Annotated in this window: 28 protein-coding genes and 1 rRNA gene; 5 read left to right on the forward strand and 24 right to left on the reverse strand. The window is 66.3% G+C overall.

The window, feature by feature from the left end; all coding sequences use genetic code 11:
- The 3 genes from ABIR17_RS03885 to tyrS all read right to left on the reverse strand — a co-directional run.
- Positions 1-442, reverse strand: a 16S ribosomal RNA gene (locus ABIR17_RS03885); the annotation flags it as partial.
- 592 nt (positions 443-1,034) lie between these two features.
- On the reverse strand, positions 1,035-2,666 hold the full coding sequence (locus tag ABIR17_RS03890; protein ID WP_348003049.1) for a hypothetical protein: 1,632 nt from the start codon (positions 2,664-2,666) through the stop codon (positions 1,035-1,037).
- 80 nt (positions 2,667-2,746) lie between these two features.
- Entirely contained in the window at positions 2,747-4,063 is a 1,317-nt protein-coding gene (tyrS, locus tag ABIR17_RS03895) for a tyrosine--tRNA ligase (RefSeq protein WP_348003050.1), read from the reverse strand.
- 95 nt (positions 4,064-4,158) lie between these two features.
- On the opposite strand from tyrS, the gene ABIR17_RS03900 reads away from it, so the two are divergent.
- Both ABIR17_RS03900 and ABIR17_RS03905 read left to right on the forward strand, forming a co-directional pair.
- Complete coding sequence (locus ABIR17_RS03900; protein ID WP_348003051.1) at positions 4,159-4,770, forward strand: DNA-binding protein; 612 nt, start codon at positions 4,159-4,161, stop codon at positions 4,768-4,770.
- Positions 4,767-5,345 carry a hypothetical protein gene (locus tag ABIR17_RS03905; RefSeq protein WP_348003052.1) on the forward strand — a complete coding sequence of 193 codons (579 nt, stop codon included), beginning with the start codon at positions 4,767-4,769 and terminating at the stop codon, positions 5,343-5,345. The genes ABIR17_RS03900 and ABIR17_RS03905 overlap by 4 nt, the downstream gene beginning before the upstream one ends.
- Here the strand turns inward: ABIR17_RS03905 and ABIR17_RS03910 are convergent.
- From ABIR17_RS03910 to ABIR17_RS03925, 4 genes are read right to left on the reverse strand one after another with little or no spacing between them, the layout of a single operon-like run.
- Positions 5,342-5,956: a DNA-3-methyladenine glycosylase gene (locus ABIR17_RS03910; RefSeq protein WP_348003267.1), complete on the reverse strand. Its 615-nt coding sequence runs from the start codon at positions 5,954-5,956 to the stop codon at positions 5,342-5,344. The genes ABIR17_RS03905 and ABIR17_RS03910 overlap by 4 nt on opposite strands.
- On the reverse strand, positions 5,953-6,141 hold the full coding sequence (locus ABIR17_RS03915) for a hypothetical protein (RefSeq protein WP_348003053.1): 189 nt from the start codon (positions 6,139-6,141) through the stop codon (positions 5,953-5,955). The genes ABIR17_RS03910 and ABIR17_RS03915 overlap by 4 nt, the downstream gene beginning before the upstream one ends.
- Before the next feature lie 8 nt (positions 6,142-6,149).
- Positions 6,150-7,544: an argininosuccinate lyase gene (gene argH, locus ABIR17_RS03920; RefSeq protein WP_348003054.1), complete on the reverse strand. Its 1,395-nt coding sequence runs from the start codon at positions 7,542-7,544 to the stop codon at positions 6,150-6,152.
- Positions 7,544-8,740: an argininosuccinate synthase gene (locus tag ABIR17_RS03925; protein WP_348003055.1), complete on the reverse strand. Its 1,197-nt coding sequence runs from the start codon at positions 8,738-8,740 to the stop codon at positions 7,544-7,546. Before ABIR17_RS03925 ends, argH begins: the two co-directional genes overlap by 1 nt.
- Positions 8,741-8,797: 57 nt before the next feature.
- Here ABIR17_RS03925 and ABIR17_RS03930 point away from each other — a divergent pair, with 57 nt between their 5' ends.
- A complete protein-coding gene (locus tag ABIR17_RS03930; RefSeq protein ID WP_348003056.1) occupies positions 8,798-9,340 on the forward strand; it encodes a DUF6264 family protein in 543 nt (180 codons plus the stop codon).
- A 23-nt stretch (positions 9,341-9,363) separates the two neighbouring features.
- On the opposite strand, the gene argF is transcribed toward ABIR17_RS03930, so the two are convergent.
- The 5 genes from argF to argC are packed head-to-tail and all read right to left on the reverse strand — an operon-like array spanning position 9,364 to position 14,630.
- Positions 9,364-10,293, reverse strand: a complete 930-nt coding sequence (gene argF, locus ABIR17_RS03935) for an ornithine carbamoyltransferase (protein WP_348003057.1) — start codon at positions 10,291-10,293, stop codon at positions 9,364-9,366.
- Positions 10,290-11,483, reverse strand: a complete 1,194-nt coding sequence (locus tag ABIR17_RS03940; protein ID WP_348003058.1) for an acetylornithine transaminase — start codon at positions 11,481-11,483, stop codon at positions 10,290-10,292. The genes argF and ABIR17_RS03940 overlap by 4 nt, the downstream gene beginning before the upstream one ends.
- Positions 11,480-12,427 carry an acetylglutamate kinase gene (gene argB / locus ABIR17_RS03945; RefSeq protein WP_348003059.1) on the reverse strand — a complete coding sequence of 316 codons (948 nt, stop codon included), beginning with the start codon at positions 12,425-12,427 and terminating at the stop codon, positions 11,480-11,482. Before argB ends, ABIR17_RS03940 begins: the two co-directional genes overlap by 4 nt.
- A complete protein-coding gene (argJ, locus tag ABIR17_RS03950; RefSeq protein ID WP_348003060.1) occupies positions 12,424-13,593 on the reverse strand; it encodes a bifunctional glutamate N-acetyltransferase/amino-acid acetyltransferase ArgJ in 1,170 nt (389 codons plus the stop codon). The genes argB and argJ overlap by 4 nt, the downstream gene beginning before the upstream one ends.
- Positions 13,590-14,630, reverse strand: coding sequence for an N-acetyl-gamma-glutamyl-phosphate reductase (gene argC / locus ABIR17_RS03955; protein WP_348003061.1), 1,041 nt, complete (start codon positions 14,628-14,630; stop codon positions 13,590-13,592). Before argC ends, argJ begins: the two co-directional genes overlap by 4 nt.
- A gap of 264 nt (positions 14,631-14,894) precedes the next feature.
- Here argC and ABIR17_RS03960 point away from each other — a divergent pair, with 264 nt between their 5' ends.
- Positions 14,895-15,479 carry a DUF937 domain-containing protein gene (locus ABIR17_RS03960; RefSeq protein ID WP_348003062.1) on the forward strand — a complete coding sequence of 195 codons (585 nt, stop codon included), beginning with the start codon at positions 14,895-14,897 and terminating at the stop codon, positions 15,477-15,479.
- A gap of 67 nt (positions 15,480-15,546) precedes the next feature.
- On the opposite strand, the gene pheT is transcribed toward ABIR17_RS03960, so the two are convergent.
- The 6 genes from pheT to infC form a co-directional block, all read right to left on the reverse strand.
- Positions 15,547-18,027, reverse strand: a complete 2,481-nt coding sequence (gene pheT, locus ABIR17_RS03965; protein ID WP_348003063.1) for a phenylalanine--tRNA ligase subunit beta — start codon at positions 18,025-18,027, stop codon at positions 15,547-15,549.
- 2 nt (positions 18,028-18,029) lie between these two features.
- On the reverse strand, positions 18,030-19,061 hold the full coding sequence (pheS, locus tag ABIR17_RS03970) for a phenylalanine--tRNA ligase subunit alpha (protein ID WP_348003064.1): 1,032 nt from the start codon (positions 19,059-19,061) through the stop codon (positions 18,030-18,032).
- A 41-nt stretch (positions 19,062-19,102) separates the two neighbouring features.
- Positions 19,103-19,897 (reverse strand): RNA methyltransferase, encoded by a 795-nt coding sequence (locus ABIR17_RS03975; RefSeq protein ID WP_348003065.1) that lies wholly within the window; start codon positions 19,895-19,897, stop codon positions 19,103-19,105.
- Positions 19,898-20,032: 135 nt separating this feature from the next.
- The gene (gene rplT, locus ABIR17_RS03980) at positions 20,033-20,422 is read right to left on the reverse strand and encodes a 50S ribosomal protein L20 (RefSeq protein ID WP_348003066.1); all 390 of its coding nucleotides are present in this window, start codon (positions 20,420-20,422) and stop codon (positions 20,033-20,035) included.
- Between the two features lie 57 nt (positions 20,423-20,479).
- Positions 20,480-20,683: a 50S ribosomal protein L35 gene (rpmI, locus tag ABIR17_RS03985; protein WP_348003067.1), complete on the reverse strand. Its 204-nt coding sequence runs from the start codon at positions 20,681-20,683 to the stop codon at positions 20,480-20,482.
- Positions 20,683-21,375, reverse strand: coding sequence for a translation initiation factor IF-3 (gene infC, locus ABIR17_RS03990; protein WP_348003068.1), 693 nt, complete (start codon positions 21,373-21,375; stop codon positions 20,683-20,685). The genes rpmI and infC overlap by 1 nt, the downstream gene beginning before the upstream one ends.
- Before the next feature lie 180 nt (positions 21,376-21,555).
- On the opposite strand from infC, the gene ABIR17_RS03995 reads away from it, so the two are divergent.
- Positions 21,556-21,915, forward strand: coding sequence for a DUF1844 domain-containing protein (locus ABIR17_RS03995; protein WP_348003268.1), 360 nt, complete (start codon positions 21,556-21,558; stop codon positions 21,913-21,915).
- A 17-nt stretch (positions 21,916-21,932) separates the two neighbouring features.
- Here ABIR17_RS03995 and ABIR17_RS04000 read toward each other — a convergent pair whose 3' ends face one another.
- From ABIR17_RS04000 to ABIR17_RS04025, 6 genes are all read right to left on the reverse strand, one after another.
- Positions 21,933-22,685, reverse strand: coding sequence for an SseB family protein (locus ABIR17_RS04000; RefSeq protein WP_348003069.1), 753 nt, complete (start codon positions 22,683-22,685; stop codon positions 21,933-21,935).
- Between the two features lie 9 nt (positions 22,686-22,694).
- Positions 22,695-23,444 (reverse strand): bifunctional 1-(5-phosphoribosyl)-5-((5-phosphoribosylamino)methylideneamino)imidazole-4-carboxamide isomerase/phosphoribosylanthranilate isomerase PriA, encoded by a 750-nt coding sequence (gene priA / locus ABIR17_RS04005; RefSeq protein WP_348003070.1) that lies wholly within the window; start codon positions 23,442-23,444, stop codon positions 22,695-22,697.
- 112 nt (positions 23,445-23,556) lie between these two features.
- Positions 23,557-24,189, reverse strand: a complete 633-nt coding sequence (gene hisH / locus ABIR17_RS04010) for an imidazole glycerol phosphate synthase subunit HisH (protein WP_348003071.1) — start codon at positions 24,187-24,189, stop codon at positions 23,557-23,559.
- 22 nt (positions 24,190-24,211) lie between these two features.
- Positions 24,212-24,814 carry an imidazoleglycerol-phosphate dehydratase HisB gene (hisB, locus tag ABIR17_RS04015; RefSeq protein ID WP_348003072.1) on the reverse strand — a complete coding sequence of 201 codons (603 nt, stop codon included), beginning with the start codon at positions 24,812-24,814 and terminating at the stop codon, positions 24,212-24,214.
- A gap of 9 nt (positions 24,815-24,823) precedes the next feature.
- Entirely contained in the window at positions 24,824-25,930 is a 1,107-nt protein-coding gene (locus tag ABIR17_RS04020; protein ID WP_348003073.1) for a histidinol-phosphate transaminase, read from the reverse strand.
- A 67-nt stretch (positions 25,931-25,997) separates the two neighbouring features.
- Positions 25,998-26,399, reverse strand: a complete 402-nt coding sequence (locus ABIR17_RS04025) for a LysM peptidoglycan-binding domain-containing protein (RefSeq protein ID WP_348003074.1) — start codon at positions 26,397-26,399, stop codon at positions 25,998-26,000.
- Between the last annotated feature and the right edge of the window lie 234 nt (positions 26,400-26,633).

Here is a 26,633-nt window from a genome sequence, read left to right on the forward strand (position 1 = left end):
TACTAAAAGAGGTTTACAACCCGAAGGCCTTCGTCCCTCACGCGGCGTTGCTGCATCAGGCTTTCGCCCATTGTGCAATATTCCCCACTGCTGCCTCCCGTAGGAGTCTGGGCCGTGTCTCAGTCCCAGTGTGGCCGGTCACCCTCTCAGGCCGGCTACCCGTCGTAGGCTTGGTGGGCCATTACCTCACCAACTACCTGATAGGCCGCGAGTCCATCCCAGACCGAAGTTCTTTCCAGCTCCTAGCCATGCGGCTGAAGCTCGTATCCGGTATTAGACGTCGTTTCCAACGCTTATCCCAGAGTCTGGGGCAGGTTACTCACGTGTTACTCACCCGTTCGCCACTGATCCAGAGGAGCAAGCTCCTCCTTCACCGTTCGACTTGCATGTGTTAAGCACGCCGCCAGCGTTCATCCTGAGCCAGGATCAAACTCTCCGTAAGGTTTGGTAGCACGAGACCCGAAGGCCTCGGCAAACCGGTGCGCACTCTCGCCGGAATAGGTGAGAGATGCGCGAGTTGATCTGACTAAAGGATTGTCTACTGACAATCCGTCAATCCAAAGGAATCTCGTGACTGTCTCGATCAGATCGAGTCAGCCACAGAGGTATTTGGCATTTGACATAGTGCACGCTGTTGAGTTCTCAAGGATCGGGCGCGCCAGAAGCCAACATTTTCAGGTTGGGATTCAGGGCAACTGCTCTAACCTACCAGCGCGAGCAGACGTGTCAAGCGACACGCTGAACCGATGAAGATTCGGGCCGGCTGGACTCCCCACTCTAGCTCTCCGCGCCGCACCTGTCAGCTAGAATATCTAGCCCAGCACGAATCGTGGAGATCCTTCGAGGGGAGGTGTCCCCGCTTGAGGTCTGGCTGCTCTGCTGCGTGGCTCACACGATGTGTGGCTCGCTGCGGCTTCCAGCACCTTTGGGGTGACGAGGGTCAAACATACGTTGGCATCTCGTGAACGCCAAATCCGGCCCCGATCCCGGGCGTGTCGCGCCCCAGCGGCGCTCGGCACCGCCCGCGAATGGGGTCAGGGTGTAACGCAGTAGTCCTGGTACCAGGCAGGGATCCCGGTCGCAGAGACCGCTGATCTGATGACGGCCTGGTTGCCGGCAATGTCGATCGTGCGAGCCGTTGTCACCGAGTCGATGATCTGCTGACCCTTGCTTGCGACCAGGGTGAGGTCGTCGGCGAGCGCCGGGGGCGACGTGCTGGCCAGGGCCGTCCACCGCGTCGTCCAGGTCGTCATGTCATCCAGTGATTGCTGGATGGTCTTGCCCGGCGACGGCCAGCCCAGGAGCGGCTCCTGCACCATCGAGGGGTCGGCCACAGCGGCTGCGCAGAAATCTGCGCTCGCAGCGCTGAGCCGTGCGTGTTCGAGTGCGGCAGCCTGGAGGTTCCACACCACGTATCCCAGAACCCCGACGACGAGTGTCGAGATCACCCCGAGAACGAGCGACGCACGAACGAGGCCGATCACCCAGCCGCGGCGGCGCGCACTTTTGACAGCCGAAACGATCGCGACGATGAGGCCGATCGGCCCGGTCAGGATCGCGACAGCCACCCCGACCTTCTCAATCGTGGTGGACTGACCCAGGTCTTCCGGGGTCTCGATGGCGGCTGACGAACTCGGAAGTAGCGGCCCGGCCAGAGGCTGGTAGACCGCTGGTGTTGGGGGAATTTCGGCCCGCACCGGCTCTGCCCCGGACGACGACGACGTGGAGGCCGGCGGTTCGTACCCCTGCGCCGCGGGCACCGAGTAGGACCTCGCGTCGAACGCGGGTGCGTCGACAGCGGGCGCGGCATAGCTGGGGGCGTCGAAGGTCGGCGCGTTGAGGGGTGGCGGCTGGTACGCGGGCGGATCGAACGACGGCGGTGGATAGGACGACGTTGGATAAGACGACGTTGGATAAGACGACGTTGGATAGGACGGAGCCGACGCAGCGGGCGGATACTCCGACTGCGCCGGACTCGGCGCGTCGTAGGAAGACACCGGGGGTGCGGTGAATGGCGGCGCCGTGAGCGGCGGTTCCGTGAGCGGCGGTTCGGTGAGCGGCGGCGCTGTGAACTGGGGCGCCGTGAACTGCGGAGTAGCCGCGGGGGCTAGAGACGGCGCCGCGAACTGTGAATATGGGGGATCTGCTGGCGGTGGCGTGTACGCGGTCGTTGGATCGAGACCCGGATACCGCGGCGGCTGATACGCGGGCGGTTCGGCCGCGGGGCTCTCCGTGGGGTACTGCGCAGTGGGCGGGTAGCCCACGGGCTGAGGGGTCGCGTTCGGGTTCGGGTTCGGGTACTGCACGGGATCGAACGTCGGCGGCGTGTAGGGGGGCAGCGCGGTCGGCTGCGGCGCGACCGGCGGTTGGGACGCTTGCTGACCGAAGGTGGGGGCCGGGACGCCGTAACCGCCTCCCGCGGGCGCGCCCGGCGCAAACGGTGGCGGCGTCACCTGCGCAGCGGGCGCAAGTCCCGGGTAGGAGGGTTGCGCTCCCGGCGTCGCGACGGGTTGCGCTCCCGGCGGCGCGACGGGTTGCGCGGCTGGCGGCGCGACGGGTTCGCTCGCTGGGGGCACGTCAGCATCCGGCCTTGGCGCCCTCTGCGGGGTGACTCCCCCGAACAGTGCTGCCAGGCCGTCGTCGCCATCATCGTTACTCGAACTCACATCGCCCTCCTCCGCGAGCCTAGGCGAGAGTCGCATCGCTCGTGTTACGCGAGCCGGGGCAAATCCCGAGAATCCGTTGCCTAGCCGGCGATGATTCCGGCGAGAGTCTTCTTGCCTCGTCGCAACACGGCCATTCCGCCCGTGAGATACGTGCCGTCGAGGGTCGCCGCGGCATCCTCGACTCGGGTGTTGTTCAGGTAGACCCCGCCCTGCTCGATCGCCCGCCGTGACTCGCTCAGGCTCGTGGTGAGGCCAGCATCCACGAGCAGCTGCGCGACCGTCGCCCCGGATGCGGCGGTTGCCTGGGGAAGCTCGGCGATCGCGGAACGCAGGGTCGCCTCATCGAGTCCGGCCAGATTGCCATTGCCGAACAGTGCTTCGGCGGCCGCGAAAGCAGCGTCCGTGGCCTCGACGCCGTGCACGAGAGCAGTGACGTCGTGGGCGAGCATCCGCTGCGCTTCGCGTTTGAACGGCTCGGTCGCGACGGCCTGCTCGAGGCGTTCGATCTCGGCTCGCGGGAGAAAGGTGAACACCTTGAGCCGCGCGATGACGTCGGCATCGTCGGTGTTGAGCCAGAACTGGCTAAACGCGTAGGGGCTGGTGAGGTCGGCATCCAGCCACACCGCGTTCCCTTCGCTCTTGCCGAACTTGCGACCGTCGGAGTTGGCAATCAGCGGGGTTCCGATCGCCCCGACGCTCGCGCCGTCGGCCTTGTGCACGAGGTCGACGCCGCTGGTGATGTTGCCCCACTGATCGCTGCCGCCGGTCTGCAGGACGCACCCGTATTCACGGTGCAGGTGCAGGTAGTCCATGCCCTGCAGGATCTGGTAGCTGAACTCGGTGTAGGAGATTCCCTCGTCGGAGTTGAGGCGGGAGGCGACGATCTCTTTCTTGATCATCGTGCCGACCCGGAAGTACTTGCCGATATCGCGCAGGAAGTCGATCGTCGACATCGGGGCGGTCCAGTCGAGGTTGTTGACCATTCGGGCGGCGTTCACGCCGTCGAAGGAGAGGAAGCGCTCAACTTGGGCGCGGAGCATCGCGACCCATGCAGCGACCTGCTCTTTGGTGTTGAGGGTGCGCTCGGTGGTCGACTTGGGGTCGCCGATGAGACCGGTCGAACCACCGACCAGTCCGAGCGGACGGTGGCCGGCGAGCTGGATGCGGCGCATCGTGAGCAGTTGCACCAGATTTCCGAGGTGCAGACTTGCGGCCGTCGGATCGAAGCCGCAGTAGTAGACGATGGGCGGACCACCGAGGATTTTCTTCAGCTCCCCCTCGTCGGTCGACACCTGCACGAGCCCGCGCCACACCAGTTCGTCCCACACGTCGGCGAATGTCGGATCGTTACTCTGGGCGGCGAGACCGCTCTCGACGGAATTGGCGGGTTGCGGCACCGGGCAAGATTACCGCCCCACGTCGCGCAGCCTTGTTTCTCTACAATCAAGTTCTTATCCTTGATCTGGTCGAGTCAAGGTTATACCCTTGATATATGTTCGTCATCACCTCCGACCAAGTCGATAGCCAGCACCACTCCGACCGCGTCGACAACGCCATCCGTCAGATTGAGGATGGATTCGGGCCCGCACTCGTCGGTCGACCTGAGCGCACCGCTGGCGACGAGTTTCAGGTCGCAACCCGCGCGGGTGACGCCGCACTCGAAATCGCGTTGCTTCTGGTGCGTGCCGGTGACTGGAGCGTCGGCATGGGCATCGGTGGGGTGCGGCATCCGCTCGGCGCGAGCGTGCGGGCGATGACCGGAACCGCGTTCGTGAACGCTCGGGATGCCGTGACGGCAGCAAAGAAGCGTCCGGCACGGTTTGCCCTCGTTGCCGATCGCGGGCTTCACGCGGCGCAGGCGCTCGACCCGCTCATCCGGCTCCTTCTCGCCGTGCGCGATCGTCGCACCGCGGAAGGCTGGGAATTGTTCGATCTCACCGAAGCCGAACAGGGACTCACCCAGTCCCAGATCGCGAAACGGCTCGGGATCAGCCCGCAGGCGGCGAGTCAGCGCGCGCTCATCGCGGGGGTCAAACTCGATCGCGAGGCGCGCGAGGCTCTCTCTGACGCCCTCCGTACCGAGGGTGAGAGGATCGAGGCATGATCCAGTTCTTCGGCAGCTTCGCCTGGACCATCGCTCTCGTCGTCGTGCTCGGAGCGGTGGCGTTGACGATCCTCTCCATCCGACTCAAGCAGCCGCTTCTCGCGCTCGTTGGCCTCCTTCCGGTCGTGCTCGGAATCGTCGCGGTCGCCGTCGGTATCCGTCCCGCCGAGCCGCCTGTCATGCCTGCACTCGTCGCTCTCTCGTTCGCGGCGCTCGCGATCATCGGCGGCAATCCGATCACCGTGTGGGTACTGAGCCTGGCCACCACGTCGAATTCACTCGGGGCCGATCACGGCGGCATCCTGGTGCCCGACACCACGTCGGTCGGCGCCAAGAGCACCACTAAGACCAAAGAGGTGCTGCGCGGCGGCACCTGGATCGGCTACCTCGAACGTCTCGCCGTCGTCGGAGCGATCGCTGTCGGGCACTTCGAGATCATCGCCGCAGTCATCGCGATCAAGGGACTCGGCCGCTTCTCAGAACTCGATACCCCTGAAACCCGCGAGCGGTTCATCATCGGCACCCTCACCAGCATGATCTGGGCTGGGTTGTGCGGTGCGCTGATCCTCTTCTAGGAGATTCGCTTCTTCGGAACGCTCTTCTTATACGGCGACACCGTCGGGTCGCCGGGGATCCAGAACCGCCACGGGAATGCATCCGATCCCCCGTCGCCTGAAACGCCGGTCCGCGGGCCGGTGTCGAAAACTGCAGCGGGATGCTGGGGCAGGTCAAGTCGGAACTCCCCGCCGAGCGCCACGCCATCATCCCCGAGGGTGATCCCGAGTGCGACGCAGAGGCGGGCCGGACCGCGGGCAAGGTCGGCATCCATTTTCGAGGTCACGCGACGCGACCGGGCGACGTCAAGTCCGGTGACCACCTCGCCAGCGCGCACCAGCACAGCCGTCGCCTCACCTGTTGCACCGCAGACGATATTGGCGCATACGTGCATCCCGTAGGTGAAGTACACGTAGAGGTGCCCGGCGGGTCCGTACATCACGGCCGTGCGCTTCGTCGGGCCTCGGAACGCGTGCGAACCGGGGTCGAGTTCACCGAGGTACGCCTCGACCTCGGTGAGACGCACGGAGACTCCGCGACCGTGCAGCACGGCGCCCAGGAGGAGCGGCGCGACCTCGGTCGAGGGCCGCGTCAGGATGTTAAGAAGAGCCTGATGCTCTCGAGAGTTCAGCGACCCGACCCGTAGCCGAAGACGACCACCGCGATGACGACGGCCGCCACGATCACGACGGCGATGCCGATGATGAGCGGCAACTGCCACGGACGCTTGCCCTCCGACCACGTCTGCCGTTCCTGACGGGCTTCGCGGGCGACCGTACGGCGGTCCTGGAAGTTGCTCTTGCCGGAGAGGCTCATGACATTCCTTAGGGTTTCGGGGTCAGGCTACGGACCGCCGCGGTGAGGGCGGCGAGTTGTTCGGCGACGCGGGCCGGCGCCGTACCGCCAACGCCGGAGCGCGAGGCGATGGATCCGGTCACGGTGAGTACAGACCGCACGTCGGGCGTCAGCCGTGCGTCGATCGCGGCGTAGTCGGCATCCGACGGCTGGTCGAGATCGAGATCCCGTTCTTCGCAGAACCGGACTAGCGCACCGGCGATCTCGTGCGCTTCGCGAAACGGCACCCCCTGGCGTACCAGGTGATCGGCGACGTCGGTCGCGAGCGAGAAGCCCTGCGGCGCGAGCTCCGCCATCCGGTCGGTGTCGAAGGTGAGGGTCTCGACCATGCCGGCAAAGGCCGGCAGCACGAGTTCGAGGGTCGCGACGGAGTCGAAGGCGGGTTCCTTGTCTTCCTGCAGATCTCGGTTATACGCGAGCGGCAGGCCCTTCAGGGTTGTCAGCAGACCGGTGAGGTTGCCGACCAACCGACCGGCCTTGCCGCGCGCCAGTTCGGCGATGTCGGGGTTCTTCTTCTGCGGCATGATGCTCGAACCCGTCGAGTACGCGTCGTCGAGGCGAGCGAACCCGAACTCGCGGGTCGTCCAGAGGATGACATCCTCGGCGAAGCGCGACAGGTCGATGCCGATCTGGGCGGCGATGTACGCGAACTCGGCCACGACATCCCGAGCACTCGTCGCATCGATCGAGTTGAGCAGCGGATCACCGAGGCCCAATTCGCGAGCGACGATCTCGGGATGAAGCCCGAGTGAGCCTCCCGCGAGAGCGCCAGCCCCGTAGGGCGACGGCAAGGCCCGAACCCGCCAATCGCGGAGCCGCTCGAGGTCGCGCACGAGCGGCCAGGCGTGGGCGAGGAGGTGGTGGGCGAGAAGGATCGGCTGAGCGTGCTGAAGATGAGTGCGGCCCGGCATGACGGCATCAGGATGCGCCGACGCTTGACCGGCGATCGCGTCGATGAGCCTCACGATATGACGGTGGATGGCGCTCGCGTGATCCAACAGATACATCCGGATGAGCGTGGCGATTTGGTCGTTGCGGCTTCGGCCAGCGCGCAGCTTGCCTCCGAGCTCGGGGCCGGTGATCTCGACGAGTGCGGCCTCCAGTGCGCCGTGAACGTCTTCATCATCGGGGCCCGCAACCAGCTCACCGCTCGACACCCGCCGCGCGAGCTCGGTGAGCGCGACGAGCATCGCCTCCTGTTCGTCGGCCGTGAGATGTCCCGCCGCGCCGAGCGCGATCGCGTGGGCCTGCGAGCCGCGGATGTCATAGGGCGCGAGCACCCAGTCGAAATGCGTCGATCTGCTCAGGGCGGCGAGTTCGGGGGCGGGTCCGCCCTCGAATCGCGCACCCCAGAGCTTGGCCATCAGTTCTGCAGGTCCCGCCGCGCGGAAATCTTCGACGGCAGGGACCAGATCTCGATGAACCCCTTCGCCAGGGACTGGTCGAAGGTGTCGCCGGTGTCGTAGGTCGCGAGCGAGAAGTCGTAGAGCGACTCGTCGCTGCGGCGACCGGTCGCCACCGCGCGGCCGCCCTGCAGTGACATCCGGATCTCGCCCGAAACGTGCTTCTGGGTGTCGTCGATGAAGGTGTCGAGGTTGCGCTTCAGCCCCGAGAACCAGAGGCCGTCGTAGACCAGTTCTGCCCAGTCGACCTCGACCTTGCGCTTGTAGCGCCCGACCGCGCGTTCGAGGGTGAGATTTTCGAGCTCTTCGTGGGCGGCGATGAGGGCGACGGCGCCGGGCGCCTCGTACACCTCGCGACTCTTGATGCCGATCAAACGGTCTTCGACCATGTCGATTCGGCCGATGCCGTGCTGGCCCGCGATCCGGTTCATCTGCTCGACGGCCTGCAGCGGGGTAACCGCGACTCCGTCGATCGCTGTCGGGATGCCGTGCGTGAACGTGATGGTCACCTCGTCGGCCGGGCCATCGGTCGCGGGGTCCTGGGTGTACTCGTACAGGTCCTCGATCGGTGCGTTCCACGGGTCCTCGAGGAAGCCGGTCTCGACCGCGCGTCCCCAGACGTTCTTGTCGATCGAGTAAGGATTCTTCTTAGACTGCAGAATCGGCAGGTTGTGCTCTTCGGCATACGCGATCGCCTTGTCGCGAGTCAGCGCGAGGTCCCGGATAGGGGCAATGCTCGTCAGTTCGGGGGCGAGAGCCGCGACGGCGGCTTCGAACCGCACCTGGTCGTTGCCCTTGCCCGTGCAGCCGTGCGCGACCGAGTCGGCACCGAGCTCCTTCGCGACCCGCGCGAGGTGTTTGGCGATGACCGGGCGACTGAGGGCCGAGACCAGTGGGTAACGCTTCTGGTACATCGCGTTCGCCTTGAGCGCGGGCATCAGGAAGTCGTTCGCGAACTCATCCTTCGCGTCGACGACAATCGCTTCAACAGCTCCGCAGTCGAGCGCACGTTGACGGATGTCATCCATGTTCTCGCCGCCCTGGCCGACGTCGACGGCGAGAGCCACGACCTCCTTGCCGGTCGCATCCTGAAGCCAGCCGATGCCGACCGAAGTGTCGAGGCCGCCTGAGTAGGCGAGGACGACGCGTTGTGCCATGGGGATATCTCTCCTGTTGGTTCCGTTGTTTAGCTTAGGGATGGGTAGGGTGAGTGCATGTCCGAGCCGACCTCAACACCCGACCCGACCCCGGCGGTTCCGCCCGCCCCGTCCTTCACCTATGGCACCCCGGAACCTGCGGCTCCGGTAGCGCCACCACTTCCGACCTACGGCGAACAGGTGCCCGGATACGCGGCTGCCGGTGTCGCGCCGGTGTACGGCGCGATGCCCGTCGTTAAGACGCGTCGCACCTGGGACCTCGTCCTGACGATCATCCTTCTCGTTGTCGGCCTCTTCGGAATGCTGCTGGGCGTCTTCTACGGGTGGATCTTCCTCCACCCGGACTTGCTGGTGCAGACCCTGCAGCGGCAGGGCTACAACATCGGCAGCGCCGACACGAGCAGCGCCGGCGTGGCGCTGATTCTGTCGCACGTCGTGTTGTACCTGATCGCGGCGGGCGTGGGAATCTTCCTGATCATTCGTAAGACGCTCGCGTTCTGGGTGCCCCTGGCAATCGGCGTGATCGCGGCGATCGTGTTCTGGGGAATTGTCCTCACGACGATCGTCAACCTGCCTGGCTTCAGCACGATCGGCCGCTAAAGGGCTCGCGCTCGCCCGTGGCGTCATCCGACGCTCCGGGCGAGCAGCCAGGTTAACAGCGCCTTTTGGGCATGCAGACGGTTCTCGGCCTCATCCCAGATCACGCTCTGCGGTCCGTCGATGACGTCGGCCGCAACCTCGTAGCCGCGGTCTGCAGGCAGGCAGTGCAAGAAGATCGCATCGGGCTTCGCGAGCGCCATGAGCTCCGTGGTGACCTGGTAGGCGCCGAAGGTGGCGACGCGATGCGCCTTCTCGTCTTCCTTGCCCATCGACACCCAGGTGTCGGTAACCACGACATCCGCTCCCGCGACAGCCTCGTTCGGGTCGGTGAAGATCGTGACCGAACCGCCGGTCTGGGCGGCGATCCGATCGGCGTCGGCCACCACAGCATCCACGGGTGAGAACTCCGCCGGCGCAGCGACGCGCACGTGGATGCCGGCGGTCGCGCAGGCCAGCAGGTAGCTGTGCGACATGTTGCTGGCACCATCGCCGAGGAACGTCAGCGTGAGACCCGCAAGCGCGCCCTTGTGCTCCCGGATGGTGAGTAGGTCGGCGAGCAACTGGCAGGGGTGGAAGTCGTCGGAGAGGGCGTTCACGACCGGCACTGTCGTTCCGGCAGCCATTTGCTCGAGTCCCGACTGGGCGTAGGTGCGCCAGACGATCGCCGCGACCTGACGCTCCAGCACCCGCGCCGTGTCTTCGGGGCTCTCTTTGCCCCCGAGTTGGCTGTTCGCCGTCGAAATGATGAGCGGGCTGCCGCCGAGGTCGGCGATCCCGACCGCGAACGACACCCGCGTGCGGGTCGACGACTTGTCGAAGATCACCGCAACGGTCTGCGGCCCAGCGAGCGGCGTGCGAGCCCAGCGGTCGGCCTTGATCTCTTCGGCCAGGTCGAGCACCTCGGCCTGTTCGGCTGGGCTCAGGTCGTCGTCGCGGAGGAAGTGCCGGGTCATCTGGTGGGTCCTTCGGTTGCGGCTGGAACCGTTGCGGTCAGGGCTTGGGAAAAGAGACTGAGGAAACGGTCGACGTGCGCCGTGTCGATCGTGAGCGGAGGGGCGAGACGGATGCGGTCCTCCGCGGCGGCGTTGATGATGAGTCCCAGCTCGAGGGCACGGGTCGCTACGGCGCCGGCCCAGGGACCGGCGAGGCCGATTCCGACGAGGAGTCCGCGGCCGGAGACATCCGTGACGGCGGGGTTCGCAAGGGCGAGGACGCCGCCGCGGATGAGCTCGCCCATCGCTCGCGCGTTTCCAACGAGTCCGGTGCGCTCGATCTCGCCGAGCACCGCGTTGGAAGTCGCCGTCGCGAGCGGATTGCCGCCGAACGTCGTGCCGTGGTCACCCGGTTTCAGGAGGTCACCCGCAGCACCGAACGCGACGAGGGCGCCGATCGGGAACCCTCCGCCGATTCCCTTCGCGAGAGCAACCAGATCCGGAACGATCCCGTCATGCTGGAACGCGAACCAGTCGCCCGTGCGCCCCGCACCGGTCTGGATCTCGTCGAGAATCAGCAGTGCACCGTGCCGGGTCGTCAGTTCGCGGGCCGCGCGTAGGTAGCCGTCGGGGAGGTCGAGCACGCCCGCCTCGCCCTTGATGGGCTCGAGCACGAGCGCTGCCACGTCGTCGTCCATCGCGGCCTCGAGAGCCTCGACGGTGGTCGGCAGAAACTCCGGCCCCGGCAGCAGCGGCTCGAAGGGTTCGCGGTAGGCGGCTTTGCCCGTGATCGCCAGTGCACCGGTGCTCCGCCCGTGGAAGGACTTCTCGAGAGCGAGGATGCGCGGCCGACCGGTGCGTCTTGCGACCTTAATCGCGGCCTCGATCGCCTCGGTTCCCGAATTGCAGAAGAAGACCCTGTCGCCGCCGGTCAGCCGCTTCAGTCGTTCGGCGAGTTCGAGCTGCGGCTGCGACGCGAAGTAGTTCGACACGTGGGCGATCGTCGACGCCTGCCGGGTGACGGCCTCAACGAAGACCGGATGCGCATGGCCGAGAGAGTTGACCGCGATGCCGGCCAGGAAGTCGAGGTACTCGACACCGTCGGCATCCCACACCCGTGCGCCCTCGCCGCGCACCAGCACCTTCAACGGCGTCGGCGCATACGAGAACATCGCGTCCCGGAACCGTGCCGTGTCCTCGATCGACGTCATGCGACGACCTCCGTTCCGATACCGGCATCCGTAAAGATCTCGAGCAGGATCGAGTGCGGGCGGCGCCCGTCGATGATCGCGGCCTTGGGGACTCCCCCGGCGACGGCGTCGAGGCACGCGGTCATCTTCGGGATCATCCCGCTCTCCAGCTTCGGCAGCAGGGCAGTCAGCTCAGGGACCGAGATGTTCGACACGAGCGATTCGCGATCGGGCCAGTCGGAATAGAGTCCAGCGACGTCGGTGAGGATGACCAACTTCTCCGCGCCGAGCGCGACAGCGAGTGCAGCGGCAGCAGCGTCGGCGTTCACGTTCAGCGATTGGCCCGGCACGTCGAGGTCAGGAGCGATCGACGAGACGACCGGGATGCGACCCGCGTCGAGCGCAGCCAGAACGACCGCGGGATCGACCTCCACGACGTCGCCGACCAGACCGATATCGATCGCTTCGCCGTCGACCACGACCCCGCGCTTGCGCCCGCCGAACAGGCCGGCATCTTCACCTGAGATCGCCGTCCCGAGCGGACCGTGCTCGTTGATCATCGCGACGAGATCCCGACTCACCTGACCGGTCAGCACCGTCCGCACGACCTCCATCGTCTGCGCGGTCGTGACCCGGTAGCCGCCGCGAAACTCGCTCGGAATGCCGAGTCTCTCGAGTTCCGCAGTGATCTGCGGACCCCCACCGTGCACGACAACCGGACGAATGCCGACGTACCGCAGGTAGACCATGTCGGCCGCGAACGCGCGCTGCAGCTCGGGGCTGACCATCGCGTTGCCCCCGAACTTGACGACGATCGTCTTGCCCGAGAAGCGCTTCAGCCAACCGAGCGATTCGATCAGGGTTGCGGCTTTAACCGCCGCCCCGGTGGCCCGTTCATCGGCATCCAAGCTCTGTTCATTGACGCTCTGTTCATTGACGCTCTGGTCATCGGCGGAGGCGGTCATGAGGCGTACGCCGAGTTCTCGTGCACGTAGTCGTGGGTGAGGTCGTTGGTGCGGATCGTCGCCGACGCTTGACCGTTCTTCAGGTCGATCACCAGAGACATCGCTCGAGGGCTGAGGTCAACGTCGTCGCGCGGCCGGTCGGGAGCGCCGTTCGAGCAGACCCGCACGCCGTTCATCGTCACATCGACCAGATACGGGTCGAAGTCAGCAGCCGTCGTTCCGATTGCCGCGAGCACCCGGCCCCAGTTGGGATCGTTGCCGAAGACCGCAGCTTTGAACAGGTTGTTGCGCGCAACCGAACGGCCGACCTCGACCGCGTCGTCTTCGGTTGCAGCGTTGATCACGTCGATCGTGATGTCGTGGCTGGCGCCCTCGGCATCCTGCTGCAAAAGCGTCGCGAGGTCGCTGCAGAGGTCGGTGAGCGCCTGCTGGAAAGCGGCATGATCGGGAACGACGCCGGATGCCCCGCTCGCCATCAGTGTCACCTGGTCGTTGGTCGACATGCAGCCGTCACTGTCGAGCCTGTCGAAACTGACGCGCGTGGCAACCCGCAGCGTCCGGTCGAGATCTGCGGACTCGAGCACGGCATCGGTGGTCAGCACGACGAGCATCGTCGCGAGACCCGGCGCGAGCATCCCGGCGCCCTTCGCCATGCCGCCGATGCTCCAGCCGTCGCCGACCCGGGTGGCGGTCTTCGCGTGAGTGTCGGTGGTAATGATCGCGTTCGCGGCATCCATCCCGCCGTCGGCGCTGAGTGCCGCCACCGCAGCCGTCACCCCGGCAGCCAGTTTCGCGCGGTCGAGTTGTTCGCCGATCAGCCCGGTCGAGCAGACCAGCACGTCGCCAGCGCTCACGGCCAGGGCGGTTGCCACGGCTTCGGCGGTGAGGTGCGTGGTTTGGAAGCCTTCCGCCCCGGTGAAGCAGTTCGCTCCCCCGGAGTTCAGCACAATCGCCGAGACGGTGCCGTCGAGGATGACCTGCTTCGACCAGATGATCGGATTCGCCTGCGCCCGGTTGCTCGTGAACACGACGGCGGCGTTCTGCAGCGGTCCACGGTTGACCACGAGGGCGAGGTCGGGGTTTCCCGAAGTCTTCAGCCCGGCCCGCACTCCAGCGGCCTCGAAGCCGGCGGCATGAGTGATGCCTGTGCCAACCGAAGTGCTCATGGCGCGACTCCATTCAGGGGCAGACCGAGCGTTTCGGGCAGGCCGAGCGCGAGGTTGGCGGATTGGATCGCGGCGCCCGCGGTGCCCTTCACCAGATTGTCGATCGCGCTCACCACGACGACGCGACCCGCCCGCTCGTCGACCGCGAGGCCGATCAACGCGGTGTTGGCGCCCGTCGTGTCGCCGGAACGCGGGAAGGTGCCCGACGGCAGCAGGCGTACGAAAGGCTCGTCGGCGTAGGCGGTCTGCCAGGCCGCGCGCACGTCCGCAGGGCTGCCGATCAGTTTCGCCGTCGACGTGGCCAGGATGCCGCGAGACATGGGGACCAACACCGGCGTGAACGACAGGGTCACCCCTTCGCCTCCCGCGGCTGCCAGGTTCTGCACGATCTCGGGGTTGTGTCGATGAACGCCGCCCACCTGGTACGCGTTTGCCGAACCCATGATCGAACTCGCCAGCAGGTCGGGGCGCAGGCTCTTACCCGCGCCGCTGGTGCCCACTGCCAGGACGGCCACGAGATCATCGGGTGCGATGACACCGGCGGCGATTCCCGGCGCGAGAGCAAGAGTGATCGCGGTCACGTTGCAGCCGGGTACCGCGATGCGGGTCGCACCGACGAGGTTGTCGCGCTGCCGCCCGCCGCCCGCGAGCAACAACTCGGGAAGACCGTAGGTCCACGCACCGTGGTAGTCGCCGCCGTAGAACGCCGCCCAGTCCGCCGGGTCGGTGAGGCGGTGATCGGCGCCGCAGTCGATGACGAGCACGTCATCCGGCAGCTCTGCGGTAATCGCGCCGGACGCTCCGTGCGGGAGTGCCAGGAAGACGATGTCGGCACCCGACAGCACCGACGCGGTGGTCTCTTGCAGCACGAGGTGATGAAGCGACGCGAGATGCGGGTGCACGGCGGCGAGCGGTTGACCGGCGTTGGAGTTCGCGGTGACGGTCGTGATTTCGAATTCGGGGTGCTGGCTGAGCAGCCTCAGCAGCTCGCCCCCCGCATAGCCGCTCGCGCCAGCAACGGCGACGGATAGGGACATGGATGCGCTCTCAAGTGTTCGACGGGACGTGGGGTCTATCACGGCGACGTCGCGCGAACGGAGGGCTCAGCGGTGCGACGTCGCCTAGAGTCGGCGCGCGCGGCGGAGCGAACGGAGCACGAGGCCCCGGAAGTCGTTCCGCATCAGATCCACGCTCAGACCCTACTCCCCTGTGATCCGGGAGGGCGAATCTGGCATCCCGCAGGACTAATCTGGAACCCTGAATGCGGGCTCGTGACGGGCCCCGAAGAGAAGAAGGAAACCATGGCTGATCTCAGCTCACTGCTCGACCAGATCCCGATCGACGACATCGCGAAGCAGCTCAACATCGACCCAGGCGTTGCCGAAGCCGCCGTTCAGCAAATCGTCCCCGGTCTCGTGGCCGGCCTCCACGCCAACGCCATGGACCCCAAGGGCGCCGCGTCGCTGACCAAGGCCGTTTCGCACGACCGCGGCCCGGTGCTGAAAGCCGTCAAGGACATTGACACCGCAGAGGGCGCCAAGATCGTCAAGAACGTCTACGGCGACAAGTCCGACCAGGTCGCGACCAAGCTCGCTGCCAGCGCCACGAAGGCGTCCAGCGCGGGCGATGTCACCGGCGACATCATCAAGAAGATCCTGCCGATCGTCGCACCGATCGTGCTCGCCTGGCTCGCGAGCCAGTTCCTCGGCAAGAAGGACACCGGCTCGTCCTCCGCGAAGGACACCTCCTCGTCGGCGGGTGGCATTGGCGACCTGCTCGGAAGTCTCCTCGGCGGATCGTCAGGCGGCTCGTCGTCGTCGGGCGGCGGCACCGGCGACCTGATCGGCAGCATCCTCGGCGGTCTGCTCGGCGGCGGTAAGAAGTAACGCACCCATCTCAACGACGAAGCGCCCCGGATCAGTCCGGGGCGCTTCGTCGTTCATGGGACGACTTTTATTCGCGCAGGGTCGCGCCGAACCGGAATGCTGCAACGGCGACTCCGGCAAGTTTCGCCTCGGTCGCCTCGGCAGCGGTGAGCGTGCGGTCGAGGGCGCGAAAGCGCAACGCGAACGTCAGCGACTTTGACCCCTCGGCGATTCCGGTTCCCCGGTAGTCGTCGACGAGCCGAGCGTTTTCGAGCAGGTCTCCTGCCCCCTCGACGATCGCGGCGTGCAGGTCAGCAACCGCAACGTCGGCCGGGACGACGAGTGAAACATCCTGCGTCGCGGCGGGCAACGTGCCGATCGGACGCGCGGCGATCTCGGTTGCCCCCAGCGCGAGCAGGGCGTCGAGGTCGAGTTCGGCGACGGTGACGACGGCGGGCAGGTCGAGGTCGCGCGCGACCGAGGGCAGCAGCTCGCCGGCGACGCCGACGACGATGTCGCCAACCCGAAGTTGCGCCGTGCGACCCGGATGCAGCGCCGGGTGCGATCCGGTCGTCGGCCGAATATCGGCGGCCAGGGAAAGCCCGATCAGCCCGACGGCGTCGAGGGCGTCCGCGAGTCCCGACGCAACGGCGGCAGAACCGGGCTGCTTGAGCACGACATCGCCCAGCAGCAGCACCGCAACGCGCGAAGGCTGCGGCGGCAAGGTGTCTGTGAGCGGCGCGAGCTGGTCGGGCGCGAGTGTCACTCCCCCCGGCGGAAGGTCGGACGTGCCGTAGGCGACACCGGAATCCGGACGAAACACGGTTCCGAGTTCGAAGATGCTGAGGTCGGTGAGACCACGCGACAGGTTGCGACGCGCTGTGTCGAGCAACCCGGGGATGAGCGAGCGTCGCAGCAGGGGGGCTTGCGGATCGAGGGCGTTGGCCAGTTCGATCGCGGCGGCGCCGGGTTCGAAACGCTCGACTGTTGCCGCACTCTGGAAGGGGTAGGCAAGTACCTCAGTGAAACCACCGGCGGCGAGGGCGTTCGACAGCCGGCGACGGGCGACCTGCTCCCGTGTCCAGCCGCGGCCGGGTGGTGCGGTTGGAAGCAGGGCCGGGATGCGGTCATACCCGGTGATGCGGGCGACTTCCTCAACCAGGCTCGGCGCGTCGATCAGGTCGGGACGCCAGGCGGGTGGGGTCACCATCCAGGCGTCGGCACCCGTCGACACCGTGCAGCCGACCAGTTCGAGCGAGGAACGAACCTCGTCGTCGGTGTACTCCACGCCGATGATCGACGCGGCGGCAGACGGAGTGAAGGCGATGGATGCTGGCGCGCCGTCATACGGCAACACGACCCCGAGCGGGTCGATCGTGCCGCCGGCGAGTTCGACCAGCAGGTCGGCGACCCGCTGTGCCGCGATCGGGCCGAGCGTCGGGTCGACCCCCCGCTCGAACCGCTTGGATGCCTCGCTCCACAGTCTGTGCCGACGAGCGGTGCGAGCGACGGTCACGGGGTCGAAGTGCGCCGCCTCGATCAGGATGTCGGTGGTCGCATCCGTCACCTCGGTGGCGAGCCCGCCCATCACCGCCGCGAGCCCTACGGGTCCGGAGTCATCGGTGATCAGCAGGTCTTCGGGGTCGAGTGTGCGGGTTTGACCGTCGAGGGTCTCGATGGTCTCCCCAGCTTTCGCCCGGCGCACCAGGATGCCGCCCGACAGTGTGCCGAGGTCGTACGTGTGGGTGGGTTGCCCGAGTTCGAGCATCACGTAGTTGCTGATGTCGACCGGCAGGGAAATCGAGCGGATGCCGGCCAGCTTGAGCCGAGCGACCATTCGCGACGGGGTGGGTCGAGTCGAATCGACCCCGCGCACCACTCGGGCCGCGAAGGCGTCGCAGCCGACTCTGCCGCGAATCGGTGCGCCGTCGTGCACCTTGACCGAGTACCCCGACGCGTCGCCAACCGTGACGCCGAGGGCCGGGTCGCGGAAGGTCGCACCCGTTGAGTGCGAGTACTCCCGCGCGACACCGCGGATCGAGAGGGCGTAGCCGCGGTCGGGCGTGACGTTGATTTCGACGGCGGCGTCATCCAGACCGAGCAGCGCGATCGCATCCGTGCCGACCTGCGGGTCGAGCCCGAGGCTGGCCAGGCGGAGAATTCCGTCGTGCTCGTCGCCCAGGCCGAGTTCGCGCACCGAGGCGATCATCCCGTCCGAAACGTGTCCATAGGTCGTGCGCGCCGCAATCGGGAACGGACCGGGCAATACGGCACCGGGCAACGAGACGACGACCTTGTCGCCGACAGAGAAGTTGTGGGCGCCGCAGACGATTCCGCGCGGCTCGGGCTCACCAACATCCACCTGGCACCAGTTGATGGTCTTGCCGTTGCTCTGTGGCTCGGGGGTGAACTCGAGAATTTGGCCGACGACGACGGGACCGGTCACACCGAAGCCGTGGGTGTCTTCCTCTTCGAAGCCAACCTTCACCAGGGCGGCGTGGAGGTGCTCGAGACTTACGCTGTCAGGCAGATCGACCCACTCGCCCAACCATGAAATCGGAACGCGCACGGCTAGACCACCATCCCGAACTGCTGGGAGAAGCGCACGTCACCCTCGACCATGTCGCGCATGTCGTTCATGTCGTTGCGGAACTGCAGGGTGCGCTCGATCCCCATCCCGAACGCGAAGCCCTGATACACCTCGGGGTCGACTCCCGCGCTACGCAACACGTTCGGGTTGACCATTCCGCAGCCGCCCCACTCAACCCACCGCGCGCCGCCCTTGGCGTTGGGCTGCCAGACATCCATCTCGGCGCTCGGCTCGGTGAACGGAAAGTAATTCGGGCGTAGGCGGATCTGCGCACCCTCACCGAACATCGCGCGCGCGAGGTGCTCGAGGGTGCCGCGAAGGTGCGCCATCGTCAGACCCTTGTCGATCGCGATGCCCTCGATCTGGTGGAAGACCGGCGTGTGCGTGGCATCCAGTTCGTCTTTGCGAAACACCTTGCCGGGCGCGACGACGTAGAGCGGCAGCGGCCGTTCAAGCAGCGAGCGAATCTGCACGTTCGAGGTTTGGCTGCGCAACACGAGATACCTGTCGGCCGGTTCGACGTAGAAGGTGTCTTGTTCGCCGCGCGCCGGGTGGTCGGGATCGATGTTGAGAGCGTCGAAGTTGAACCAGGCGTGCTCGAGTTCGGGCCCTTCCGCGACCTCCCAGCCCATCCCGACGAAGACGTCGCCCATCTGCTCCATCAACAGCGAGAGTGGATGGCGGGCACCCCGTCGCCGGCGCGAGGGCACGGCGGTCACGTCAATGGCCTCGGCCGCGAGCTTCGCGTGCTCCTCCGCGGCCAGGATGCTCTCTTCGGCGGTAGCAAGAGCCGCAGTGACCGCGGCACGGGCTTCGCCGACCAATTTTCCGGCCGCAGCCTTCTGGTCGGCGGGCACCTCACGCATCGACGCGCTGAACTGCGAGAGCGGGCTCCCGTCAGCGGTGTGAGCCGAGCGGGCCGCCTTGAGCGAGATCGAATCCTGGGCCTGCGAGATCGCACTCAGGGCAGCGGCGACGGCCTCAGCGACAGCCTTCGGAGTGATCTCGGACACGAGTATCGAGCCTACTGTTCTGCGGGTTGGGGGCTGCGCGTTCAGCTGCGCTGCGCAAACGCGCTCTCGTAGAGACACACGGATGCCGCCGTCGCCAGATTCATCGACTCGGCATGGCCGTAGATGGGCACCCGCACCACCCGATCGGCAAGTCGCAGTTGCTCATCCGGCAGTCCATGCGCCTCGTTGCCGAACACCCAGGCCGTGGGCGCCGCCAGGATGTCGCGGACCTTCGGCAGATCCGCACCCTTCACGTCGGCCGCAAGCACCTGCATCCCGATCCCCCGCACTGCCGCGAGCGCGTCGTCGAGGGTCACGTTCTGCGCGACCGGCAGATGGAAGATCGAACCCGTCGTCGAGCGCACGACCTTGGGGTTGTAGGCATCCACACTGTTGCCGGTGAAGATCACCGCGTCGGCGCCCGCAGAATCGGCCGCGCGGATGATGGTGCCGGCGTTGCCGGGATCCCGCACCTCTTCGAGAATCGCCACCAACTTCGGGGATCCGGCCATCAACTCGGCCAGAGACGACGGGAAGCGACGGCAGGTCGCGAGTACCCCCTGCGGGGTCACGGTGTCGGCCATCGTCTCGAGCACAGAGTCAGAGACTCGCTCAACGTCGATCCCGGCTTCGGTCGCGGCCTGCACCAATGCCGTATGGCGGTCAGCGGCCTGCCGAGTCATAAAGAGGTCGACCAGCAATTCGCGATGGAAAGTGAGGGCTTCCTCGACGGCCTGAGGTCCCTCAACCAGGAAGAGCCCAGTCTCGTCGCGCGCCTGCCGTTTGGCGAGCTTCGCAACAGCGCGAACCCGCGGCGAGCGCGGATTGTCGATCATGTCATGAGGGTATCGAGGCGGGATGAACGGAGCATGAATGCCCCGCCGTCGCCCCCTCGTATCTCAGGGCTATTTGCCCGAAATGGGGCCGTCCCGTTGCCGGGAGGCCCCATTTTTGGGCAAATAGCCGAAGGACTACGCGGCGGGCTGAGCCTTGGCGTTAACGTCTTCGGGAAGCGCCGCCTTGGCGACGGCGACGAGACCCGCGAATGCGGTGGGCTCGTTGACGGCCAGCTCGGCGAGGATGCGACGGTCGACCTCGACACCAGCAAGGCCGAGGCCCTGGATGAGGCGGTTGTAGGTCAGACCGTTCGCGCGGGCAGCCGCGTTGATGCGCTGAATCCAGAGGCGACGGAACTCGCCCTTCTTCGCGCGACGGTCACGATAGGCGTAGACGAGGGAGTGGGTGACCTGCTCCTTCGCCTTGCGGTACAACCGCGAGCGCTGGCCGCGGTAGCCCTCGGCGCGCTCGAGGATAGTGCGGCGCTTCTTGGCGGCGTTAACCGCTCTCTTGACACGTGCCATTTTTCTAAATCCTTCTCAAGGCTCTGTGGTCTAAGACTTTGTGGTCTGAACTCGGGCTTACTTGCCGCTCTTGCCGAGCAGACGCTTGATGATCTTCGCCTGCGTGTTCGGGAGTTCGACATCGCCGTTCAGGCGACGCGTTACGCGCGAAGGCTTCACCTCGAGGTGGTGGCGCATGCCCGCACCCTGCTTCAAGACCTTGCCGGTACCGGTGACCTTGAAGCGCTTCTTCGCACCGGAGTGCGACTTCATCTTGGGCATTACTGCTCCTCTTTCTGAGTGACTTCTTTCGGGGCGGCTGCCTTCGGGGCGGCGGCCTTCGGGGCGGTCGTGCTCGGTTCGGCGCTGGTCCGAACTCTGCTTTCCGCCTTCTTGGCTTGTGCTTCGGCCTTCGCATCGACCTTGCTCTTCAGCGGGCCGATCACCATGACCATGTTGCGACCGTCGATTGTCGGGGTGGACTCGACGGCGCCAAATTCTGCGACATCCTCTGCGAAACGCTGCAGGAGGCGAACCCCCTGCTCCGGGCGGGACTGCTCACGCCCGCGGAACAGGATCATCGCTTTGACCTTGTCTCCGGACTGGAGGAATCCCTCGGCGCGCTTGCGCTTGGTTTCGTAGTCGTGTTTGTCGATCTTGAGGCGGAATCGAACCTCCTTGAGGATCGTGTTCGCCTGGTTGCGCCGAGCTTCCTTGAGTTTCTGGGCCTGCTCGTACTTGAACTTGCCGTAGTCCATGATTTTCACCACGGGTGGTGTCGCCTCAGGTGCAACCTCGACCAGATCTAGGTCGGCTTCCTGCGCAAGACGCAGAGCGTCTTCGATGCGCACGACACCGACCTGTTCTCCTGCTGGCCCGACCAGGCGGACCTGGGGGACGCGGATCCGGTCGTTCGTTCTGGGATCGCTGATGTGTGGGTTCCTTCCGGTTGCGAAACGCACGAAGGAAAGCATCCACGCAAGACCAAAAAGTCTCACCTTCACCCTGACTACCGTGCCCCGCTCGTGAGAGCAGCGTCCGGCGGAGTGAAAACTGACCCGATAATCTTGAGGACTACCGGGTGGGAGGATTCTCCACTTCGTTTCCGAGGAGATGGCCTCGGAGCCCGGATGAGCATAGCAGAGGACTTTGAGATGACACAGGGCGCATTCGGGCAGCATTTGGATGAGGTCGAGCCCGAGGTTCGCGACATCTCCGAAGTTCCCGCGGTTGAGGTCATCAACACCGTCGCGGTTCACCTGCTGTCAGCGGCCGCCGTTCAGTGTGGCCTCGCCGACGGACCTGACGCCAAGCCCGACCTCGACGAGGCGCGCAAGCTCATCGATGCCCTCGCCGGCCTCGTCATCGCCGCCGCTCCGCACCTGGGGGATCACCACGCCCGTGCTCTGCGCGACGGCCTGCGATCAGTGCAACTCGCGTTCCGTGAAGCCTCCCCCGTTCCCGACGCGATCGGCGCCGGTCCGGGCGAGAAGTGGACCGGCCCGGTCACCTGATCGGTTCTCGTCGGGTCTTAGAGACTCTCCAGACGCACGGCGATCGAGTCGACGCGATCGGCGATCATCTCCGATGCCGCCCAAGCGTTGCCGAGACGGGTGAGGAGAGCATCCAACTGTTCGCTGTCGAGCCCCGCGTCGAGCGTGAGGTGCACGAGGAGTTCGGGACCGGCGAGGCGCGCATCAGGGTCGCCGGGCGCGAGTTGGACGGCGCGCACGGCGGGTTCCGATTCTGAGGCGACCAAGAATGCCGCGAGCACTCCCTCATCGAGGAAGCAGGGAGTGAAGCGCGTTGCCGCGGCGAGCTGCTGAAATGCGGTGCGACGGATCGCGACCTCGGTCGGCGAGCCGGGGTCGAGAACGATGGCGCCGACGTCATCCGCCGCCGCCGAGAGAGCAGCACGGGTTGCGGCGACCGGAATCGGGCGGGCGACCGGGTTCCACGCGCGCATCGTGTCGACCGACGAGAAGACCGGAAGCACCGACCGACCGTCTGGGCCCTCGACGGTGACCAGCGAGAGTTCCTGGGTCTTGTCGACGAGCTGTCCGTGCGCGCCGACGCCCTCGTCACCGCGTTCGGCCAGCAGCGGCACCAACACACGGGCGGAAGCCAGGGCCGCGACGACCTCGGTCATCCCGAGGTCGTGCGCGCGAAAACGGCGCACGGTCTCGATCAGGAGCGCGTCGGCCGAGCCGTCATCCGCCGCGTTGTCGTTCGTCTGGAACGAACGCCCGTCGAACGGGATGCCGGCTGAGTCGGCGTGGCTCACGGGCGGGACTCAGTCGCCCGCGACGTCGAGCGCTTCGGTGAGCGTGAACGCACCCGCGTAGAGCGCTTTGCCGACGATCGCACCCTCGAGGCCCTGTGGCACGAGTCGGCGAAGGTCCGAGATGTCGTCGAGGGTCGCAATACCGCCCGAGGCAATGACCGGTCTGTCGGTGCGCGCACACACCTGCGCGAGCAAGTCGAGGTTCGGTCCTTTGAGGGTGCCGTCCTTCGTGACGTCGGTCACGACGTAGCGTGAACAGCCGGCGGCCTCGAGGCGATCGAACACCTGCCAGAGATCGCCGCCCTCCTCCGTCCAGCCGCGGGCGGCGAGAGTCGTGCCCCGCACGTCGAGGCCGACCGCTACGGCATCCCCAAACTCGGCGATGACGTGGGCTGCCCACTCCGGGTTCTCCAGGGCGGCGGTGCCGAGGTTGATGCGCTTGGCCCCGGTAGCCAGCGCGGCTTCGAGCGACGCGTCGTCGCGGATGCCGCCTGACAGCTCGATATTGACGCGCCCCGGCGTGTTTTTGATGACCTTGCGGATGGCTGCGTGGTTGTTGCCGCGACCGAAGGCGGCATCCAGATCGACGAGGTGGATCCATTCAGCGCCCTGGCTGACCCAGTTGTCGGCTGCCTCGACCGGATCGCCGTAGGACGTCTCGCTGCCCGCCTCGCCCTGCGTGAGCCTCACGGCTTTGCCGTCGGCGACGTCCACTGCCGGAAGCAGAATGAGTTGGGGCGCGGTGTTGAACTCGGTCACGAGACAGTGAGCGTACTAGAGCGCGAACGTATCGCGCGGTGGAGTGTTGAGCTAAGGCGCTTTCGCGCCTTAGCTGCGACCCCAGCGCCGATGGTCGTCCGACCGTCGGTTCTCACAGCGTGCCCAGCCAGTTGGCCAGCAGGCGAAGACCGGCATCCCCCGACTTCTCGGGGTGGAACTGGGTCGCCGACAGCGGGCCGTTCTCGGCCGCGGCGACAAAACGCCCGCCGTGATCGGCCCAGGTGACCTTCGGAGGTGCGAAAGCTCCATACGGGTCGAGGCTCCAGTTGCGAGCCGCGTTCGAGTGCACAAAGTAGAAACGTTCATCGCGGATGCCGTCAAACAGCGCCGAATCCTCCGGAGCTTCGACGGTGTTCCACCCCATGTGCGGCAGCACCGGGGCGTGAAGTTCGTCGACGACGCCCGGCCAGTTGCCGAGGCCCTCTGTGTCGGTGCCGCGCTCGATGCCGCGGTCAAACAGCACCTGCATGCCCACGCAGATTCCGAGCACGGGACGCCCACCGGCCAGTCGGCGTTCGATCAGCTCGCCACCCCGCACGTCGTTCAGTGCCCCCATGACAGCCGCGAAGGCGCCCACCCCGGGAACCACGAGGCCGTCGGCCTCGGCCACCCGGGTGCGGTCGGCGGTCAGCTCGACGCGGGCACCGGCCGCCTCAAGCGCCTTGGCGGCCGAATGCACGTTTCCGGAGCCGTAGTCGAGGACGACAACGGCAGGTCGTTTCAACGTCACAGTTGGGCAGCCACGGCTACAGGGCGCCCTTGGTTGACGGGATCCCGGTCACCCGTGCGTCGTGCTGCACCGCTTGGCGAAGCGCGCGTGCAAAGGCCTTAAATTCTGCTTCGGCGATGTGGTGCGGGTCACGACCGCCGAGCACGGTGATGTGGATCGTCAGGCCAGCGTTGAACGCGATCGCCTCAAACACGTGCCGCACCATCGACCCGGTGAAATGCCCACCGATCAGGTGGTGCGCGAACCCGTCGGGTTCCCCGGTGTGAACGAGATACGGACGCCCGGAGACATCCACGACCGCCTGAACAATCGCCTCGTCGAGCGGGACGAGCGCGTCACCGTACCGGCCGATTCCCACCTTGTCGCCGAGCGCCTGCTTGATCGCCTGGCCGAGCACGATTCCGGTGTCTTCGACCGTGTGGTGCACGTCGATGTCGGTGTCGCCTGTCGCTTTCACGGTCAGGTCGATGAGGGAATGCTTGCTGAAAGCCGTCAACAGGTGGTCGAAGAAGGGCACCGTGGTGTCAATCGACGAGGTGCCGGTGCCGTCGAGGTCGAGGCTGAGCTCGATCGTCGACTCGCTGGTCTTTCGCGAGACTTTCGCAGTGCGGGAGGCCATAGCTGGAGCTTAGGCGGCGCCACCCGGTCCGAGGTCGGCCAACGCGCTGAGGAAATAGGTCGTCTCCTCTTCGGTACCGGCCGTGACGCGCAACGCGCCCGGCAGGCCGACATCCCGAATCAGGATGTCGCGGGCGAACAGCGCCTCGAAGGTCGCCTTCGGGTTGGTCAAGCCGTCGAACAGCACGAAGTTGGCCCAACTCTCGTGAGCCCGGTAGCCGAGCACCGGGAGTTCGGCCAGCATCCGGTCGCGCTGTTCACGGATCTCGTCAACCATCGCCAGCATCTCCGGTGCGTGACGCAGGGCGGCAAGAGCAGCCGCCTGCGTGAGCGCTGACAGGTGGTAGGGCAACCTCACCAGTCGCAGCGCATCGGTGACGGCAGCGTCGGCGGCGAGGTAGCCGACCCGAACGCCCGCGAACGCGAAGGCCTTGCTCATCGTGCGCGACACAATCAGCCGTTCACGACCGGGCAGCAGTGTTAAGGCGCTCGGGATGTCGTCGGGCACGAATTCCGCATACGCCTCATCGACGAACACCATCCCGCGGCTCGCTTCATAGGCAGCCGCGATCGTGTCGAGGTGCAGAGGCGTGCCGGTCGGGTTGTTCGGGGCGCACAGGAACACGAGATCGGGATCGGTGCGTTCGATCGCCGCGACGACGGTCTCGGGCGAGATCGCGTAGCCGGCATCGCGTTGCGCCGTGACCCAGGTCGTCCCGGTCCCCGAGGCGATGATCGGATGCATCGAATAGGTGGGCGGGAAGCCGAGAGCGCTGCGACCCGGACCGCCGAACGCTTGCAGCACGTGCTGGATGATTTCGTTCGACCCGTTCGCCGCCCAGATTTGGTCGGCGCCCAACCGCTGTTCGGCATCCAGTCCGGTGTTGAGGTATCCGGCCAAGGCCTCGCGAAGCTCGGTGAACTCGCGGTCGGGGTAACGGTTCGCTCCCAGAACTGCGTGGGCGAGCGACTCGACGATGTCTCGAGCGACAGCCTCAGGGATCGGGTGCGTGTTCTCGTTGACGTTCAATGCGTAACGCACCGGCTCCTGAGGAGCACCGTACGGGGAGAGGCCCCGAAGGTCATCGCGCAGCGGGAGATCGGAGAGTGACGCCACCGCGCGAGTCTACTGAGCAGCCGCGCGACCCGAGCCGCGGGGGCTCGGCGAGCGACTCTGCGGAACGCTAGTGCGCGTACTCTGCCGGGATCGCGAGACGCTGGCCCGGGTGAATCTCGGATGTCGTGAGCTGGTTGAGCGCGACGATCTGAGCCGCGAACTCGCGGGGGTCGGCGTTCGGCGCGACTTCGGCGGCGAGATCCCAGAGGGACTGCCCGCCGTCGACCGTCAGGTAGGTGAGGTACTGGGCCGGGGAGTCGTGCGTTGAGGAGTCTTGCGTCGCGGCCGCTCCCCCGGCATTCAGGCCGAAGAACAGGGCGAGCACCACCAACGGCGCAGCCGCGATCGTCGTGAAGACGACGCGGCCGCGCCGGGTGAGGCGGAGCCGGGACGCCGCGGGCCGGGGGGTGGCCGTGCGCGTCGAGAAACCCAGCACGCCCGTGTTGCTCGAAAGCGTCACCGTGGTCATCTCTGCTCCTGCCTATTTCTTGGGGAAACTGCTGGTTGTGGTCTCGCTTCCCGAACCCCAGGCGGCCGGGCCGGAGGTCCGGGAAGCGAATCTGTGTTCCGAACATACATTCGATCGAACATATGTTCAACCCCTCCACAACGTTTCGGTTGCAAATCGGACGACACACTCGAACAAATGTTTGTCGGAACGGCTCGAAACGGATACAGTTTCGATCGCGGGATGATTTGATCA

Source organism: Pseudolysinimonas sp. (assembly GCF_039912695.1).
GTDB lineage: Bacteria > Actinomycetota > Actinomycetes > Actinomycetales > Microbacteriaceae > Pseudolysinimonas_A.